This is a genomic window from Amycolatopsis sp. BJA-103 (assembly GCF_002849735.1).
Taxonomy (GTDB): domain Bacteria; phylum Actinomycetota; class Actinomycetes; order Mycobacteriales; family Pseudonocardiaceae; genus Amycolatopsis.
Map to the genome: position 1 here is coordinate 3,640,031 of NZ_CP017780.1, position 16,701 is coordinate 3,656,731.

Below are 16,701 nucleotides of genomic sequence, written 5' to 3' on the forward strand. Positions count from 1 at the left end.
CGCTTCTCCTTGCTCACAAAGGGATGTTTCCGTGCTTCTTGGCCGGGAGGGTCTGCCGTTTGGTCCGCAGCGCGCGCAGCGCCCTGGACACTTGCAGGCGGGTCTCCGACGGCGCGATGACCTGGTCGACGTAGCCGCGTTCCGCGGCGAGGTACGGGTTCGAATGCCGTTTGCGGTACGCCTCGGTAAGCCGCCGTTGTTCGACGGACCGCTGTTCCGGAGGCAGCGCGGCCAGCTCGCGCCGGTGCAGCACCCGCACCGCGCCCTCGGCGCCCATCACCGCGATCTCCGCGGTGGGCCAGGCCAGGTTGACGTCCGCGCCGAGATGCTTCGAGCCCATCACCGCGTAGCCGCCGCCGTATGCCTTGCGGATCACCACGGTCACCTTCGGCACGGTCGCTTCGGCGTAGGCGTAGATCAGTTTCGCGCCGCGGCGGATGATGCCGTGCCGTTCCTGGTCCGCGCCGGGCAGATAGCCGGGGACGTCGGCGAGGGTCAGGATCGGGATGTCGAAAGCGTCGCAGAACCGCACGAACCGCGCGGCCTTCTCCGAGGCGTCGATGTCGATCACGCCCGCCTGATGTCGCGGCTGGTTGGCGACGACGCCGACCGTGCGGCCCTGCACCCGGCCGAACGCGCAGATCATGTTGGGCGCGAAGGCACTGTGCACCTCGGTGAACTCGCCATCGTCGACGAGGCGGAGGATCACCTCGGCCATGTCGTAGGCCTGGTTCAGCGAATCGGGAATCAGCCTGTCGAGCTCGAGATCGGCGGCGGTGAGGTCGGGAGCGGTCTCGTCGGCGTAGTCCGGGACGGGGTCAAGGTTGTTGGACGGCAAATAGCCGAGCAAGGTCTGCACCCAGTCGATCGCGTCCTGCTCGCCGACGGCCCGGTGGTGGGCGTTGCCGGAGATCTCGCTGTTCACCGCGGCGCCGCCGAGCTGCTGGGCGGTGACCCGCTCGCCGCTGACGGCGTGCACGACGTCCGGCCCGGTGACGAACATGTGCGCGGTCTCGTCGACCATCACCGTGAAATCGGTGATCGCCGGCGAGTAGACCGCACCACCGGCGCAGGGGCCCATGATCAGCGAGATCTGCGGGATGACGCCGGAGGCCAGCGCGTTGCGCCTGCCGAGTTCGGCGTAGTAGGCCAGTGAGACGACGCCTTCCTGAATCCGGGCGCCGCCGGAATCGTTGATCCCGACCACCGGGCAGCCCAGCGTCATCGCCAGGTCCATCACCTTGAGGACCTTCTCGCCGAAGACCTCGCCCATGCTGCCGCCGAACACGGTGAAGTCCTGCGAGAACACGCAGATCTGCCTGCCGTCGACGGTGCCGTGCCCGGTCACCACGCCGTCGCCGTAGGGCCGGTTGGCGTCCATCCCGAATTCGGTGCACCGATGCCGGGCGAACTGGTCGAGTTCGACGAAGGAACCCGGGTCCAGCAACAGGTCGATGCGTTCGCGCGCGGTCAGCTTGCCCTTGGCGTGCTGCCGGTCGACGGCTCGCTTCTCGGCGATCCGGACGGCCTCTTCCTGGCGGGCGGCGAGATCGGCGATCCGGAACGCCGTCGTCGGAGCGAACGGGACGTCGGTCATGGCCGCGCCGCCCTCGGTGCCGCGAGCCGGGCCGCGAGCGCCGCGGCGACCACCTCGACGTGCGGCGGGTCGATCATCGACAGGTGGTCGCCCGGGACCCGCACGACCTCGAGGTCGGCGCAGAAGGCGTCCCAGCCGAGGGCGTCGTCGGTGCGCAGGTAGCGCGGGTCGAGGGTGGTGGTCAGCGGATGCGGCTCCTGCGCGCGCATCAGCAGCACCGGCCCGGCGTACGGTTCCGGGTCGTAGCGTTCGGCCACCCGTGCGTCCACATAGGACTCGTACTGGTGCCGCAGCACTCCCTGCCCCATCCCGGGCACCCGCGCGGCCAGCCTGTTGATCACCAGCCGGATCTGGTCGTCGTCGCCGAGCTGGACGAGCTCTTCGCGCGGGATGTCCAACGGGACGCCGTAGGTTTTCTCGACGTGCTCGGCGAACCGGTCGAATCGCTCCAGCAGGATCTCGTGCGCCGGTTTCCCCGGCGCGGGCAGCGGCAGGATGCTGTCGATCATGAACACGACGTCGACCCGCTCCCCCGCCGCGGTCAGCCGCCGGGCCGTCTCGTAGGCCAGGCAACCGCCGAACGACCAGCCGCCCAGCCGGTACGGGCCCCGTGGCTGGATTTCGCGGATCAACTCGAGATAGCACTCCGCCTTGCCCTCGATGGTGTCCTCGTCGTCGATCCGTTCGAGGCCGTAGACGGGCCTGCCCTCCGGCAGCAGCCGGACGAGCCCGTCGTAGACGCTGGTCGGTCCCCCGGCCGGATGGAACAGGAACACCGGATCGGTACCGCCTTCGCGCAGCGGACGGACCGGGCAGCCTCCGCGTCCCTCGATCCGGTCACGCAGCAGGTCCGCCATCGCGGCGATGGTGGGCGTGGCGAAAAGCCGGTCGGGGACGGCTCCGAGCTGCCCGGCGAACACCGCGCGCAGCCGCTCGGCGGCGTCGGTGTCGCCACCCGCGTCGAAGAAGTCTTCGTGGACACCGGGTTCCGCGCCGCCCAGCTCGGCCTGCCAGTGCCGGGCGACCCAGCGTTCGGCCGGATCGCGGGGCCCGATCGCCACGTTCGGGGCGGCGGACCGCGGAGCCGCCCCGAACCCGGCCTCTTCGGCGAGATGGTCGGCGAGTTCGGCGAGGCTGGCGCCGCGCAACAGCAGCGGAATCGGCAGCGGCAGGCCGAAATCGCGTTCCACGACGCCCCTCGCGCGCATGGCGGTGAGGGAATCCAAACCGAGCCGGGTGAGCGAGACGTGCCTGTCGATCTCGTCCGCGGCGAGGCCGAGCATTCCGGCGACGAGCCCGGCCAGGTAGTCGGCGAGCATCTCGCGGGCGGCTTCCGGCAGGACCGCCCGCAACGCGTCCAATCCGTCCCAAGTGGACGGTCCGGCGGCCGGTTCCTCGCCGGGTACCAGGATTTCGAAGAACGGCCGTCCGGCCAGCCGCGGGAACAAGGCCAGTACGGTTCCAGCGTCCACGCGGGCGATCCCGGTCACCCCGCGATCACGCGCCAGCACGGCGTCCATCGCCGCCAGCGCCTCCTCCGTACCGAGCGGTTCGAGCACCGGGTTGCGGCTGCCGACGGCCGCTCCCGCCTCACCCCAGGCTCCCCAGCCGATGGTCGCCGCCGGGAGCCCGGCGGCCCGTCTCCACTCGACGAGCGCGTCGACCCAGGCATTCGCGGTGGCGTAGGCGGCCTGACCCGGCGACCCGAACAACGCGGCCGCCGACGAGTACGCCAGCCACCAGTCGAGTTCGTGTCCGGCGGTCGCCTCGTGCAACCGCCACGCTCCCAGCGCTTTCGCCCGCCAGACCGCTTCGACGGCCTCGGTCCCGAGGGTGATGGCGGCGCCGTCGGACAGCACGCCGGCCGCGTGCAGCACACCGCGCAGGGGCAGACCGTCTTCCGTGGCCGCCGCGACCAGCACCTCGGCCGTCCCCGGTTCGGCGATGTCGCCCGCGACGACGCGGATGTCGGCGCCCAGTTCACGCAGGTCTGCCAGCATCGGTTCGACGTCGGCGCTCGCGCCGCGGCGTCCGGAGAGGACCAGCCTGCTCGCGCCGCGTTTTGCCAGCCACTCCGCCGCGACCAGGCCGAGGCCGCCCAGACCGCCGGTGATCACGTAGGCACCGTCACGCACCACGGTTTCGCGACCGGGTTCGCCGAGTTCCGGGCGGGCCAGCTGCCGCGTGTAGCGGACGCCTTCGCGCCAGGAGATCTCGTCGTCCGGCGCGTCCGAGCGGATCTCCGCCACCAGCCTGCCGACCCACAGCCGGGCGGGATCGGGCTCGGCGTCGAAGTCGACCTGGCTCGCCCGCAGCTCGGGATGTTCGAAGGCGAGGACCCGGACGAGGCCGCGCAGGCAGGCCTGGCCGGGGTCACCACACTCGCCGGGCTCGACGGCCGACGCGCCCGCGCCGACCAGCCACAAACGCGGGGCGGACGCCGCTTCGGCCAGTTCGGCGAGGACACCGGAGAGCGTGGCGACCGCACGCGCGGCGCTCATCGGATCAGGGTCGTCCGTGGTGGGGACGCACGTGAGAACGCCCGTCACCTCGTGGGATCGCAGGAGTCCCGCCAGCGCGGCGCGGTCTCCGAGCGGGGCTGTCACCAGTTCGTCCCCGAACTCGGCGAGCTTGTCGCGCAGCGCCGTCAGCCAGGACACGTCGTCGTGCAGGACGAGCCAGCTGCGCGTGCCCGGTTCCGCCGCCGGCAGCTCGGCCTGTCTCCAGACCGTCTCGAACAGCAGGTCCGCCATCGGCACCGGCAGCGCCGAACGCTGGAACCGGCGGCAATAGACCTCGCGGAACTCGACCAGCACGACGTCGTCGGCGTCGACCAGCTGGACGCTGCCGACCAGGCCGTCACCGGCCGGATCAAGCGAGTCGAGGACGGCGTCGACGCGGACACCGCGGCGTGGGTCACCGGCGAGGACGACCTCGCCCAAGGTCAGCGGCAGGAAGACGCCGTCGGCTTCGCGCAGCGTGTCCCCTCCGGCCGCGGCCAGCGCGTGCAGGCAGGCGTCGGCGATCACCGGGTGCAGGACGTAGGCCGGGTGGTCGGCGGGCATGGTGATCGACGCCGAAGCCCGGCCTGGCGCCGCCAGAACCCCGCGCAGCCCGCGGAAGGCGGGACCGTAGCTCTGCCCCATCCCGGCGAGCACCTCGTAGAGGTCGACAGGCCGGGCATCGTCCGCGACAGCCCCGAACGGCACCACCGCGGTCTCCCCGTCACGGACGCGGGCGGTGGCGTGCCGGATCCAGCCGCCGTGCGCGGACCGGGCGTAGATGTCCACTTCGGACTGTCCGGAGCCGGTGCCGAGGCTGGTCGTCACCTCGGTGTGCGCTGCGAGCGGGAGCACCCGGTGCAGTTCGAGGCCGCCGACGCGAAGCTGCCCGCCGGGCCTCAGGACCGCCTTGGCCGCCGCGAGCGCCAGCTCCAGGAAACCGGCGGCGGGGAACAACGGGACCCCCATCGCCGCGTGGTCGGCCAGCCACGGCAGCGCCGCGGTCCCGACGTCGGCGTGCCACAGGTGCCCGCCGCCGGTCGGCTGTTCGATGTGGACGCCCAGCAACGGATGCGCGCCACCGGATCCGGACCGGGAGGCCGGGCGCCGGGGCCAGAACCGCTGGTGACGCCAGCGCGGGCCGGGCAGCGCCACCGGTACCGGACGGGGGCCGCGGGCGTCGAGCACGCCGGGTAGTCCGAGTGTGTGGAGGCGGGCAAGCGTGGTCAGGAACGCCTTCCGCTCGTCGACTTTGCGGCTCGCCGAAGGCAGCGCCAGCGCCCCGGTGCTCTGCTCGATCGCGGCCAGTGCCACCGGATGCGGCGAGATCTCGACGAACACGCCGTAGCCGTCGGCGGTCGCGGCCGCGAGTGCCTGGCTGAACCGCACCGGGCGGCGCAGGTTGGCCGCCCAGTACTCGACGTCGAACACCGGTGTCCGTTGCGGATCGTCGAGAACGCTGCTGTAGCAAGGGATTTCAACGGGCCGTGGCGAGAGCCCGCCGAGATCGGCACGGAACCGGCCGAGGACGGCGTCGACGGCTTCCGAATGGCCCGCGCCCCCGACCGGCAGCCGCTTCGCCAGCCTGCCGAGGCTCTCGACGTGCGAGACCAGCGCCTCGACCTGCTCCGCGCCGCCGCTGACGGTGCACTGGACCGGCGAGGCGTAGACCGCGACGGTGATCCCGGGGAACTCCGCTTCCAGGTCGGCCAGTTCGGCCGGGGACAGCTCGACCACGGCCATCGCGCCGTCACCGGTCGCGTCGACCTCCGCGAGGAGCCGGGCCCGCGTGGTCATCACGCGCAGGCCGTCGGCGACGTCCAGGGCACCCGCGACGACGGCGGCCGCGACCTCGCCCATCGAATGCCCGAGCACCGCGGCCGGGGTGACGCCGTGCGCACGCCAGAGTCCGGCCAGGGCGAGTTGCATGCCGAACAACGCGAGTTGTGTCGCGCAGAGATCCGGGAGGTCGCGCTCGCCGGAGAGCACCTCGCGCAGGGAGAACCCGGCCTCGACCTGGAAGACGGGATCGAGTGCCTCCACCTCCGCGCGGAAAGCGGGTTCGGTGCTCAGCAGGCGGCGGCCCATCCCCGGCCACTGGGAGCCGTAGCCGGAGAAGACGAACACGACGCCGGGCACGGGCCCGGTCTCCACCGCGGTCATGTCCCGCAGCGCGGCGGCGACCTGGCCGCGTTCCCCGGCGACCACCGCGCCGCGCACCGGCAGATGGTCCCGGCTCCTCGCCAGCGTCGCGGCGACCGTGTCCAGCGGCACCGCGGCGTTGGCCGGGTCTTCGAGCCAGTCCGCCAGATCGGCGGCCCGCGCGCGGAGCGTTTCGAGAGACCCAGCCGACAGCGCGAACACCCTCGGGCCTGCGGTTTCGGTCCCGCGGGCGGCGAACGACGCGGCCGGCCACTCTTCGAGGACGACATGCGCGTTGGTGCCGCCGAAGCCGAAAGCGGAGATCCCGGCGCGCGCGACACCGGAGTATCGCGGCCAGTCCGTCCCGGTGCCGACCACTCGCAGGCCGAGACCGGCGAAGTCGATGTGCGGGCTGGGTTCGCGATGGTGCGGGGTCGGCGGCAGCCGCCGGTGGACCATGGCGAGGACGACCTTGATCAGCCCGGCGATCCCCGCCGCGCCTTCGAGATGCCCCAGGTTGCCCTTCACCGAACCGATCAGGAGCGGACGGCCGGGTTCGCGGCCGGCTCCGAGCACCTCGCCGAGCGCGACGGCTTCGATCGGATCCCCCAGCTCGGTGCCGGTCCCGTGTGCCTCCACATAGTCCACAGAGGACGGTTCGACGCCCGCCGCGGCGTAGGCGTCCCGCAACAGTGCGGCCTGTGCGCCGGGGCTGGGCGCGACGAGACCGTTGGACCGGCCGTCGGAGTTCACCGCGCTGCCGCGGATCACCGCGAGCACCCGGTCCCCCGCGCGGCGCGCGGCCTTCAGCGGTTTGAGCACGACGACGCCGCAGCCCTCGCCGCGGGCGATGCCGTCGGCGGCGGCGTCGAACGGTTTGCAATGACCGTCGGGGGCGAGGACCCCGGCGCGCTGGAAAGTCGCGGTGACGGCGGGTGAGAGGAGCAGGTTCACCCCGGCGGCGAGCGCGGTCCCGCATTCGCCGCGACGCAGGCTCTGCACCGCCTGATGCACCGCCACCAGCGAAGACGAGCAGGCGGTGTCGAGCGTGAGACTGGGCCCGCGCAGGTCGAACAGGTACGAAAGCCGGTTGGCGGCGATGCTCGTCGCGGCTCCGGTGGCGGACCAGACGTCGACGGCGGTGGCGTCGGCCATCGTCAGGTGGCCGTACTCACCGGCCGAGAGCCCGACGAACACCCCGGTCCGGGTCCCGCGCAGGCTCGACGGCGGGATCCCGGCGTGTTCCAGCGCCGCCCAAGCGACCTCTAGCAGCATCCGCTGCTGGGGGTCCATCGCTTCGGCCTCACCCGGCGTGATGCCGAAGAACCCGGCGTCGAAACCGGCGATGTCGTCGAGGAATCCCCCTCGGCCGGGCACCCAGTCGAAGTCGTCGCCGAACGCCTCCCACCGGTCTTCGGGGACGTCGCGGATGCCGTCGCGCCCGGCGTCGAGGAAGTGCCAGTACCGCTCCGGGGATCCGGCCCCGCCGGGCAGACGGCAGCCGACCCCGACGATGGCGATCGGCTCCTCTTCCCGGCCTTCCGCGGTCGTCACGGCATCACCGTCCGCTGTGGACAGACGCTCGGCGAGAGCGGCGATCGTCGGGTACTGCCACACCAGGGTCGGCGCCAGCGGACGGCCGAGGTACCGGCCCAGATCCGCGGCCAGCTCCATCGACTCCCGTGAGGAAAGCCCGCTTTCGTGCAGCGGCCGGTCCGGGTCGACCTGGTGCGCGGCCAGGCCGGTCCGCTCCGCCACCCGCGCGACGAGCCAGGCGCGGATCTCCGCGGTCACCCGAGCCGCCGTGCGGTGAGCGCACCGTCCAGATAGGACTTCCGGCACAACGCCCGGCTGATCTTGCCGCTGGAGGTGCGCGGGACTTCGCCCGGGGCGAGGAAGACGACGTCGTGCGGACGCAGCCCGTGCGCGGCCGCGACCGCCCTCCGGATCTCCCCTGCCGCCACCGCGACGTCGGCGTCGATCGCCTTGGCCCGTTCCACCACCACGACCGCCGCCTCGCCGTCTCCGTGCTCGATCGCGAAGACCGCGGCGGAATGCGGCCGGACCGCGGGATGCGTCTCGACGGTCTGTTCGAGGTCCTGCGGGTAGTGGTTGCGGCCGTCGACGATGACGAGGTCCTTCAACCTGCCGGTCATGAACAGCTCACCGCCGTGGCGCACGCCGAGATCCCCGGTCGCCAGCCAGCCCGCGCCGGACTCGGGATCGATCGGCGGCAGGCCGAAGACGACGGCGGACTCGCCGGGCCGTCCCCAGTAGCCCGCGCCGATGTTCGGGCCGTTGACCTGGATCTCCCCCACCCTGCCCGGTTCGACGAGCGCGCCGGTGACCGGATCGGCGATGCGGACCCGCTGGCCCGCCGGGAATCCGCAGGAGACGAGCGTGGTGGACGCCGCGCCGGGGGCGGCGGGGATCGCGATCCCGGCGGCGAGCCGCTCGCGGTCGAAGGTGACCTGCCGCGGTGCCTTGCCCGCCTCGGTGACGGCGACGAGCACGGTGGCCTCGGCCAGCCCGTAGGAGGAACGGTGCACTTCGGGACGCAGCCCGCAGTCCTCGAAGGCGTCGTGGAATTTCGCGATGGTCGCGGGCAGCACCGGCTCGCTTCCGTTGATCAGCGAGACGACCCGGCTCAGTTCGAGGTAGCTCTTCTCGTCCTCGGTCACGCGGGAAGCGCTGTAGGCGTAGGCGAAGTTGGGCGCCGCGCTGATCGCGCCGGGGCTGGCGGTGAGCGCGCGCAGCCACCGTGACGGGCGTTCGAGGAACGCGAGCGGATCCATCAGCACCGAAGCGGCGCCCGCGGCCATCGGCGCGCCGATGCCGAGGATCAGGCCCATGTCGTGGAAGAGCGGCAGCCAGCTGACGGTGGACGTAGTCCCGGTTTCGATCGCGTAGGCGTCGCAGGCCTGGCGGGCGTTCGTGAGCGCGTTGCGGTGGGTCAGCATCACGCCCGCCGGGGTGCGCGTCGAACCGGACGTGTACTGCAGGTACGCCAGTCCGTCCGGTTCCGGTCGCGGCCAGGAACGTTCACCGGCCGCGACCGGAGATGGGGTGTCGACGGCGAGCACCGCGGGGCGCTCGATGTCCGTCGAGGAGAGGAAACCGGAGACGTCGTCGATGCCGTCGGCGGTCGTGAGCACGATCCGGGGCGCGCAGTCGGCGAGCACGGCGGCCAGCCTGCCCGCGTGCCCGGGGAGGTCCGGGGCGAACAACGGGACCGCGACCAGCCCGGCCCGGATCGCGCCGAGGAACGCGACGACGTAGTCCGCGGACTGCCGCGCCAGGATCGCCGCCCGCTCACCCGGGGCGGCGAAGACGGCCAGCCGGGTGGCGAGGACGTCCACCCGGTCGTCGAGTTCGCGCCACGAGAGACTGATCGCGCGGCCGTCCGCGCCGGCACGGTGGTCGAGATAGGTCACGGCGATCTCGTCGCCGAGCCGCCGCGCCCAGTACTCCAGCAGGGTCGCGAACGACTCCCCGCCGGGAGCGTGGTCCCGCCCGTGGGCGGCGACGACCGTTTCCGAAATGGTTTCCATAGCCCCTCGTTTGACGACGTGAGCAGGAGCAGGTGAATTCTGAACGGCACCGTTGCCGAAAGCGGATTCCATTCCGGAGACCGTTCTTGAACTGCCCGGAACTGTATGGATCACCCGGGAAGGGTGTCAATGAAAGGAGCGGGAAACGCCGACGGCGCCGCGGCCATGCTCACCGGGAAGAGAGAAACGTGGCACCCCGCTTGTCACTTCGGGACGGACTTTGGCCGGCCCGGTCGTTAAGCAACCGGAGCGCGAGCAGCGCGCCGAGGAGTTCCAGCCCCGCCGCGGTCAGCAGGCCCGCCGTGTAGCCACTCGCCAGCGCGGACGCCGTGCCGTCGCCGAGATTCGCCGTGCGCACCACCGCCAAAACCGTCCCGATCAGCGCGACACCCAGTGCGCTCGACAGTTCCCGGGACGCGGTGAGCAGGCCGGAGGCGGTACCCGCGTGCCGCTCGGCCACGATTTCCAGCGCGTACGAGGTCAGCGGCGTCGTCAGGGCCGATCCGGCTCCGATCAGCACCAGCCCGGGGATCCTCGGCGGCACTTCCGGCAGATGGTTGACCGCGGCGAGGACCAGCAGCCCGGCGGCCACCGTGGCCAGCCCCGCCGCGACAGTCCGATGTGGACCGAATCGCGGTACCGCCCAGGGCACCAGCGGTGTCGCCGCGACGACCGCGACCGCCACCACGACCAGCGGCAACCCGGCGAGCACCGGCCCGAGTCCGAGGGATTCCTGGTGCAGCAACGGCGTGAAGAAGAAGACGCCCGAAACCCCCAGACCCCACAGCAGTTGCACGGTGAGCGCGCCGACGAAGACCCGCTGACCGGTCAGTTCCGCCGGTACCAGGCGCTCGCGCGCGCGTCTTTCCCTGAGCACGAACCAGATCGCGAAGCCCGTTCCCGCCGCGCCGAGCACCGCGGGCAGCAGCGCACCACCCTCGCCCAGTTCCACCACGGCGGCGGTGACCAGGACCATCCCGGTCGTCACCACCAGCATCGAGAGCACGGCAGGTCTGCCTGTCGCCGGACCGCGACCGGCGGCGGCGACCCGGCGCAGCAGGAACAGCATCGCCGCCACGAAAGGGAGATTGACGAAGAAGATCCAGCCCCAGCCCAGGTATTCGCTCAGCACGCCGCCGAGTGTCGGGCCGAGCGCCAGCGCGGCCGCGAGACAGGCCGTCCACACCGTCGCTCCGACAGCCCGTCTTCGCGCGTCGAGATTGGTGCGCAGCAGGCTGAGCAGGGCAGGTACGAGGAACGCGGCGGCGGCGCCCTGCAGTACCCGGGCGGAGATCACGAGCCACGCCGTCGTGGCCAGCCCGCCCGCGATCGCGCCGGCGCCGAACGCGAGCAGCCCGGCCCTCAGGGTCGCGGCCTGTCCCCAGCGGTCCACCAGGGTGCCCGCCACCGGCAGCAATCCGGCGAACGGGAGCATGTAGCCGATACTCACCCATTGCAGGGCGGGCAGATCCAGGCCGAGGTCGCGGGCGATCGAAGGCGCGCCCGCCGCGACGATCGTGTTGTCGAGGGTGGTGACGAACGCCCCGAGCGCGATCATGACCAGCGTCGGAATCATTTCTCACCTCGTGAGTGGTAATGACGGTTAGAACCGTCTTTACCACTCACGAAACGCGACCCCTGTCCCAAGTGACAATTTCCGCCGTCCTTCTTGGTACCGGCGACATAAACCCCCTACGGCGGTTGCCAACTTCCTCACCCGTGTGAGTACATGTCGTGCGCGTACGTCGTCGTGCGGCAAGGAGTAGCCATGACCCGAACGGCCACGAATCCCGGACGGGATCTCGTCCCGCGGCCCCGAGGAGCGGGGCAGGCACAACTGCTCTGGTGCTCACTGCCCGCCGAGGTGGCCCGGCGTTTCCGGCCGCACGCCGATCCGCTCGCGCGGCGGATCCTGGAAGAGATCCAAGAGGCCGTCCCCGAGTACGGGAAACCACTGGACGGTGAGTTCGGCAAGATCATCGTGCGGGCGATCGAGCAGGCGGTGGTCAGCTGCATCGACAGCATCGGAGGACTCGGTTCGCCCCCGGACGACTGGGTGCGGCTGTTCGTCGAAGTCGGCAAGCGCGTGCATCGCGACGGCGGAAGCCTGAACACGCTGCAGGCCGCTTATCGCGCCGGAGGTCGCGCCGCGCTTCGCTACGTGGCGAAGTTCGGCCAGGCACATCGCCTTCCCCCGGCCGTCCTCTGTATCGGCGCGGAGGCGATTTTCGCTTACGTGGACGAGATCTCGTCCCATTCGGTAGAGGGCTACACCCTCGCGCAGGCGACCGCGACAGGCACACTCGAACGGCGGCGGAGACGGCTGCTCGAACTGCTCCTCGCCACTCCTCCGTCCTCCCCCGCGACCATCGCGACGATGGCGAAGGCCGCGAAGTGGGAGATGCCGGAATGGATCTGCGTCGTCGCGCTCGACCCGCGCGCCGAACAACACCAGATCCCCGCTCCGCGCGTCCCCGACGACGTCCTGCTCGATCTGGAGGGCAACGAACCCTGTTTGCTCACCCCGAATCCGGGTCGCGATCTGCGCGGCCTCGACGGCAGGCTGCCGGGCTGGCGTGCCGCCGTCGGCCCGCGGGTCCACCCGGCCGACGCCGCGAACTCGCTGCGCTGGGCCAGAAGCACCCTCGACCTGGTGAGCCAAGGTGTGCTCGAAGACCGGCCGGTGACCCGCACTTCGGACCACCTCGCCACCCATTGGCTCCTGCTCGACCGCTTCCTGCTCGACGAGGTGTCGAACAAGGTGCTCGCGCCGTTCTCCGGCCTGACGGTGAAACAGCAGATCCGGCTCGCGGAGACGTTGCTGGCCTGGCTGGAGCACAACGGGAGCACGCCGGACATCGCGCAGGCGCTCGGCATCCACCCGCAGACGGTGCGCTACCGGGTCAGTCAGCTGAGCGACCTGTTCGGCGACCGCCTCGCGGATCCCGCGCAGCGCCTGGAGATCCAGATGACCTTGCGGGCACACCAGCTCTTGGGCACGCGCCCACCGGAAGAGTCCACTTCGGACGATCAGAGCCAGCGCTGACGCGACGCTTGCGCGCCGAGCTGGAACCGGGTCTGCGCGCCCAGCAATTGCTGCAGACGGCTGATCCGCCGGAGCACCGTGCGTTCGCTGATGCCGAGCTCGCGGGCGATCGCCTCGTCGGTCATGCCCCCGCTCAACAGGGCGAGCAGACGGCGGGTGGCGAGAGTCGGCTCCTGTGCCGCCTCCGCGTCGTCCGGACCGCCCGCCCGGACCGGCACGGCCATCCGCCAGAAGGATTCGAACAGCTCGATCAACGCGCTCAGCAGCATCGACGGGTGGATCAGCAGCGCCAGCACGTCACCTGCGTCGGAGTTCGGGACGGCGATCAGCGCGCGCTTGCTGTCGGCGATCACCAGCTTCAGGGGCAGCCTGGGGAAGACCCTCGCCTGCTCCCCCAGGGCGATACTCGACTGCACCTGGGCGAAGCCGTCGTCGTCTTGGAGCACGGACGAGTCGTAGACGACGCGGTAGCCGATGCCGCGCGCCATCGATCCCGGCTGCACCGTGCTCACCTCGGGTTTCGGGCTCATGTACGACCCGGGGTCCAGCGCGACGATGTCCACGCCCGACTGCGTCTGCATGGCCTCGAAGGTGGCGATCACCTCGTCCCGGCTGCGGAGCACCTCGACGAAGTCCGCGTCTCTGCCCGTCCTCAACGAGTACGCGGCACCGAGTACCTCGGCCGCTTCCCGTGCGCGGATGGCCGCGGCCTCGTGCTGTGCGGCGAACGCCGACAGCGCCGCCCGCGGCGGGCACACCTCGACCCCGGCCGCACCGGACCGGACCAGGCCGAACCGCTCCAGCTCGGCCAGCTCGGCGCCGGGCGTGATCGGGCGTCCGTCCAGCATGGCCCGATACAGCTGCTCGGCCTCCATCGACAGGCCCCGCGACTCGGCGAGCATGACGCTTCTCCTCCCCCACCCCAGGACTCAACCGCTTGACATCGATGTCAAGCCTCGCGGAACCACTGTTTCCGCTCACTGTTCTTGAGGGGGAAAGCGCCGGGTTCGTGCGCCTGAACCGGTAACGAAAGGATCACAGATCCACGCCGAAGAGACTCCCGCGAACCAGTACGGCTCGCGGGAGCCTCGTTCAGTGCCTTCGGGGACTAGCTGTTGGCGGGCATCCCCTTCTCGTCGGCCTCCGGCGTGGCGGTGCCTTCGAGCAGTTCACGGACGATCTCGTTCGCCTTGCGCACCTGGGGCGTGATCATCTTGATCTTGATCTTCCCGTCGTGCCCGAGGTTGCCGCCGACCTCGACCGTCTTGTCCTCACCCGGCAGGGGCAGGCCCTGGCAGCCGGTGAACTTCTTCTTCGGCGTGAGGCCGGTCTGGAAGTAGGCGACGATCGGGTCGTCGACGCAGTCGGTGTTGTACGGGAAGATCCCGTGGCTGCCTTCGTTGTCGACGCTGATCATCTTGGCGCCCGGCAGGCCGTTCGCGGTGGCGAGCGCACCCTCGTACGGCGTGGCCGCGTCCAGTTCGGTCTGCGCGATCAGCAGCTTCGGGAACGTCTTCGCGTCCGGGGCAGGCTTGGCGTTGGTGGTCTGCCAGAACGCGCAGAGCGGGGCGCCCGACTGAGCCATGATCGGCGCGATGAAGGGCGCGTTCACGGTCAGGTCGGCCTGCCAGAAATTCCAGTAGTGCAGGTTCTGGTTCCACTGGCCGTCCTGGCAGCGGATCGCCTCGAACGCGGCGTCCCAGGTCTCGACTTCGGCGCCGCCCTGGTAGGAGGCCTTGCGCTCGACCGAGTCCTTCTTCGCGATGGCCTCCAGCGCGTTGCCCTTGGCCTTGTTCAGGAACGCCTTGTTCGCGTCGGTCAGGCCGGGCGTGGTCAGCGCCTCGGCGACGACCCGCTCGAGCTTCTCCGCGTCGGTTCCGGTGGTCGCGGGCTTCTTGGCCAGCGCGGCGACCATCGAAGCGGCCGACGGGTACTGCGTCGTGTCGTACATCGCCGGGATGATGAACCAGGCGGCGTAGAGCATGCCCGCGAACTCCCGGGTGCCACCGGCCTTCTCCCAGTTGCGGCGGATCTCGAGCGGGTCGGTGCCCGTCTTGTACTTGGCGTCGTTGCGCGCCATGTACGGCAGCAGGGCCTCCTGGAACTGGCGGTCACGGCTGCGCGGCTGCAGGTCCCAGGTCTTCTCGAGCGTCGAGCGGCTCGCGTCGGTCGACGAGTCGAGCAGGAACCGGTGCGCCTTGCTCGGGAACGTGGTGGCGTACCAGGTGCCGAGCCACGTGCCGTACGAGTAACCGATGTAGCTGGTCTTCTTCTCGTTGAGCAGCACACGGATGAAGTCCATGTCGTACGCGGTCTGCTCGGTGGTGATGAACTTCGTCAGCGGGTTCTTCAGGCAGCCGTCGACCTTCGCCCGGCTGATCACGTTCTGATCCGTGCTGTCCGGGACGGTGTAGGTACAGGTCAGCGGGGTGCTCTGACCGACGCCGCGCGGGTCGAAGCCGACGAAGTCGTACTGCGAGGCCAGCACCGGGCTGCGCATCGCCATCGCGGCACCCCACGGCAGGCCCTCGCCGCCGGGTCCACCCGGGTTGACCAGCGCGATGCCCTGCCGTCCCGTGCCGGGGTACGCGGTCGCGGTCTTCGAGACACGGACGCCGATGGTGTTGCCGTCCTGCGGGTTGTGCCAGTCACGCGGCACCTGGACGGTGGCGCAGGCCAGCCCCTTGACCTTCTTCAGCGCGGCTTCCGTCGCCGGGGCGACCGAGGGGAACGAGCACTCGCCCCAGGCCACGGCCTGCTTGGTCAGCGCGCCCGCGAGCGCCGCGGTGTCCGGGTCGGCCTTGGCGGCGGGAGCCGCACCCGCCGCGGGAGCCAGCACCAGGCCCGAAGCCAGGAAGGCGCCGGCGATCACCGCCACCGTGCCTCTCCGCGTCTTTCTCGTACTACTGATCACCATGATCCCTTTCCACAGGAGCCCCCGACGTCCGTACGTGAAGTAAAGACCGGTGATCAGCTTTCCTACACGGCCCGGAGATGGCGGATACCCGACATGGCAGGATCTCGACACCTCCGGTTCACCCGGGATTGGACCAGCCGTGTCGCCAATATCCGGCGAAGGAGATGTCCGCTTTAGCCGCGCCGCGCTCGGACACCAGGTGGCGGCGCACCGCTGTCGCGAGGCGGGACTCCCCCGCGACCCACGTGTAGAACCGGCCGGGCGGCAGCGACGCCTGCTGGACCGCCTCGAGCGCGAGACTTCCCGGACGCCGTCCCGGATCGTCCCGGCCGAGCCAATGGATCCGGACGCCGTCGGTACTGTCGTACCGGCGGATGTCGGCGGCGGTCGACACTTCCAGGAAGACCTCCGCGGCAAGGGATTCCGGGACGTCGTCGAGTATCGCCAAGGCGGCGGGAAGAGCACTCTCGTCGGCGACGATCAGCTGCCTGCCGACGTCGTCCGGCGGCCGGTAGGTCGTGCCCATGTCGAAGATGCCGGCCGGATCCCCTGGCCTCACCCGCCGTACCCAGTCGCTCATCGGCGAACTGCCGTGGAGGGCGAACTCGATGTCGACCTCGTCGTCGGCGGGCCTCGCCCGGCGGATGGTGAGGGTGCGCACCCAGGGCCGGACCGACTTGGGCAGCAGCAACAGCTGCGGCATCCAGGCCTCGTTCGAGAAGGTGGGCATCCGCAGGCGGTGCTGACCTTCGCGAGGGAAGAACAGCCGCACCGTCTGATCCGCGCCGGTCACGACGAGGTCCTTCAAGGCCGGGCCGCCGAGGGTGACCGACGCGAAGTTCGGGCTCAGGCTGACGCGCTTCTTCACTTCGAGCGTGATCATCTTGCGCGAGATCGGGGCCTGGAGGCGTGGGATCACTTCGTGCCCCAGATGTTTTCGCAGGTCA

General features: G+C 70.9%; 8 protein-coding genes. 1 reads left to right on the forward strand and 7 read right to left on the reverse strand.

Going from position 1 to position 16,701, the window contains the following annotated elements; translation table 11 throughout:
- Positions 1–13: 13 nt before the first annotated feature.
- From BKN51_RS15825 to BKN51_RS15840, 4 genes are all read right to left on the reverse strand, one after another.
- The gene (locus BKN51_RS15825) at positions 14–1,597 is read right to left on the reverse strand and encodes an acyl-CoA carboxylase subunit beta (RefSeq protein WP_101608400.1); all 1,584 of its coding nucleotides are present in this window, start codon (positions 1,595–1,597) and stop codon (positions 14–16) included.
- Positions 1,594–8,034, reverse strand: a complete 6,441-nt coding sequence (locus BKN51_RS15830) for a type I polyketide synthase (protein ID WP_101608401.1) — start codon at positions 8,032–8,034, stop codon at positions 1,594–1,596. Before BKN51_RS15830 ends, BKN51_RS15825 begins: the two co-directional genes overlap by 4 nt.
- Positions 8,031–9,791, reverse strand: coding sequence for a fatty acyl-AMP ligase (locus tag BKN51_RS15835; RefSeq protein ID WP_101608402.1), 1,761 nt, complete (start codon positions 9,789–9,791; stop codon positions 8,031–8,033). The genes BKN51_RS15830 and BKN51_RS15835 overlap by 4 nt, the downstream gene beginning before the upstream one ends.
- A gap of 169 nt (positions 9,792–9,960) precedes the next feature.
- Positions 9,961–11,367 carry an MFS transporter gene (locus BKN51_RS15840; RefSeq protein ID WP_101608403.1) on the reverse strand — a complete coding sequence of 469 codons (1,407 nt, stop codon included), beginning with the start codon at positions 11,365–11,367 and terminating at the stop codon, positions 9,961–9,963.
- A gap of 192 nt (positions 11,368–11,559) precedes the next feature.
- Between BKN51_RS15840 and BKN51_RS15845 the strand changes: the two genes are divergently transcribed.
- Entirely contained in the window at positions 11,560–12,837 is a 1,278-nt protein-coding gene (locus tag BKN51_RS15845) for a helix-turn-helix domain-containing protein (RefSeq protein WP_101608404.1), read from the forward strand.
- On the opposite strand, the gene BKN51_RS15850 is transcribed toward BKN51_RS15845, so the two are convergent.
- From BKN51_RS15850 to BKN51_RS15860, 3 genes are all read right to left on the reverse strand, one after another.
- Positions 12,822–13,739, reverse strand: coding sequence for a helix-turn-helix transcriptional regulator (locus BKN51_RS15850; protein WP_101608405.1), 918 nt, complete (start codon positions 13,737–13,739; stop codon positions 12,822–12,824). The genes BKN51_RS15845 and BKN51_RS15850 overlap by 16 nt on opposite strands.
- A 206-nt stretch (positions 13,740–13,945) precedes the next feature.
- A complete protein-coding gene (locus BKN51_RS15855) occupies positions 13,946–15,715 on the reverse strand; it encodes an alpha/beta hydrolase (RefSeq protein ID WP_101608406.1) in 1,770 nt (589 codons plus the stop codon).
- 157 nt (positions 15,716–15,872) lie between these two features.
- Complete coding sequence (locus tag BKN51_RS15860) at positions 15,873–16,673, reverse strand: siderophore-interacting protein (RefSeq protein ID WP_101608407.1); 801 nt, start codon at positions 16,671–16,673, stop codon at positions 15,873–15,875.
- Between the last annotated feature and the right edge of the window lie 28 nt (positions 16,674–16,701).

Excerpts from the sequence above, each read along its gene's own strand:
- BKN51_RS15825 (WP_101608400.1), bottom strand. The coding sequence starts at position 1,597 with ATGACCGACGTCCCGTTCGCTCCGACGACGGCGTTCCGGATCGCCGAT.
- BKN51_RS15840 (WP_101608403.1), bottom strand. The coding sequence starts at position 11,367 with ATGATTCCGACGCTGGTCATGATCGCGCTCGGGGCGTTCGTCACCACC.
- BKN51_RS15835 (WP_101608402.1), bottom strand. The coding sequence starts at position 9,791 with ATGGAAACCATTTCGGAAACGGTCGTCGCCGCCCACGGGCGGGACCAC.
- BKN51_RS15850 (WP_101608405.1), bottom strand. The coding sequence starts at position 13,739 with ATGCTCGCCGAGTCGCGGGGCCTGTCGATGGAGGCCGAGCAGCTGTAT.
- BKN51_RS15845 (WP_101608404.1), top strand. The coding sequence starts at position 11,560 with ATGACCCGAACGGCCACGAATCCCGGACGGGATCTCGTCCCGCGGCCC.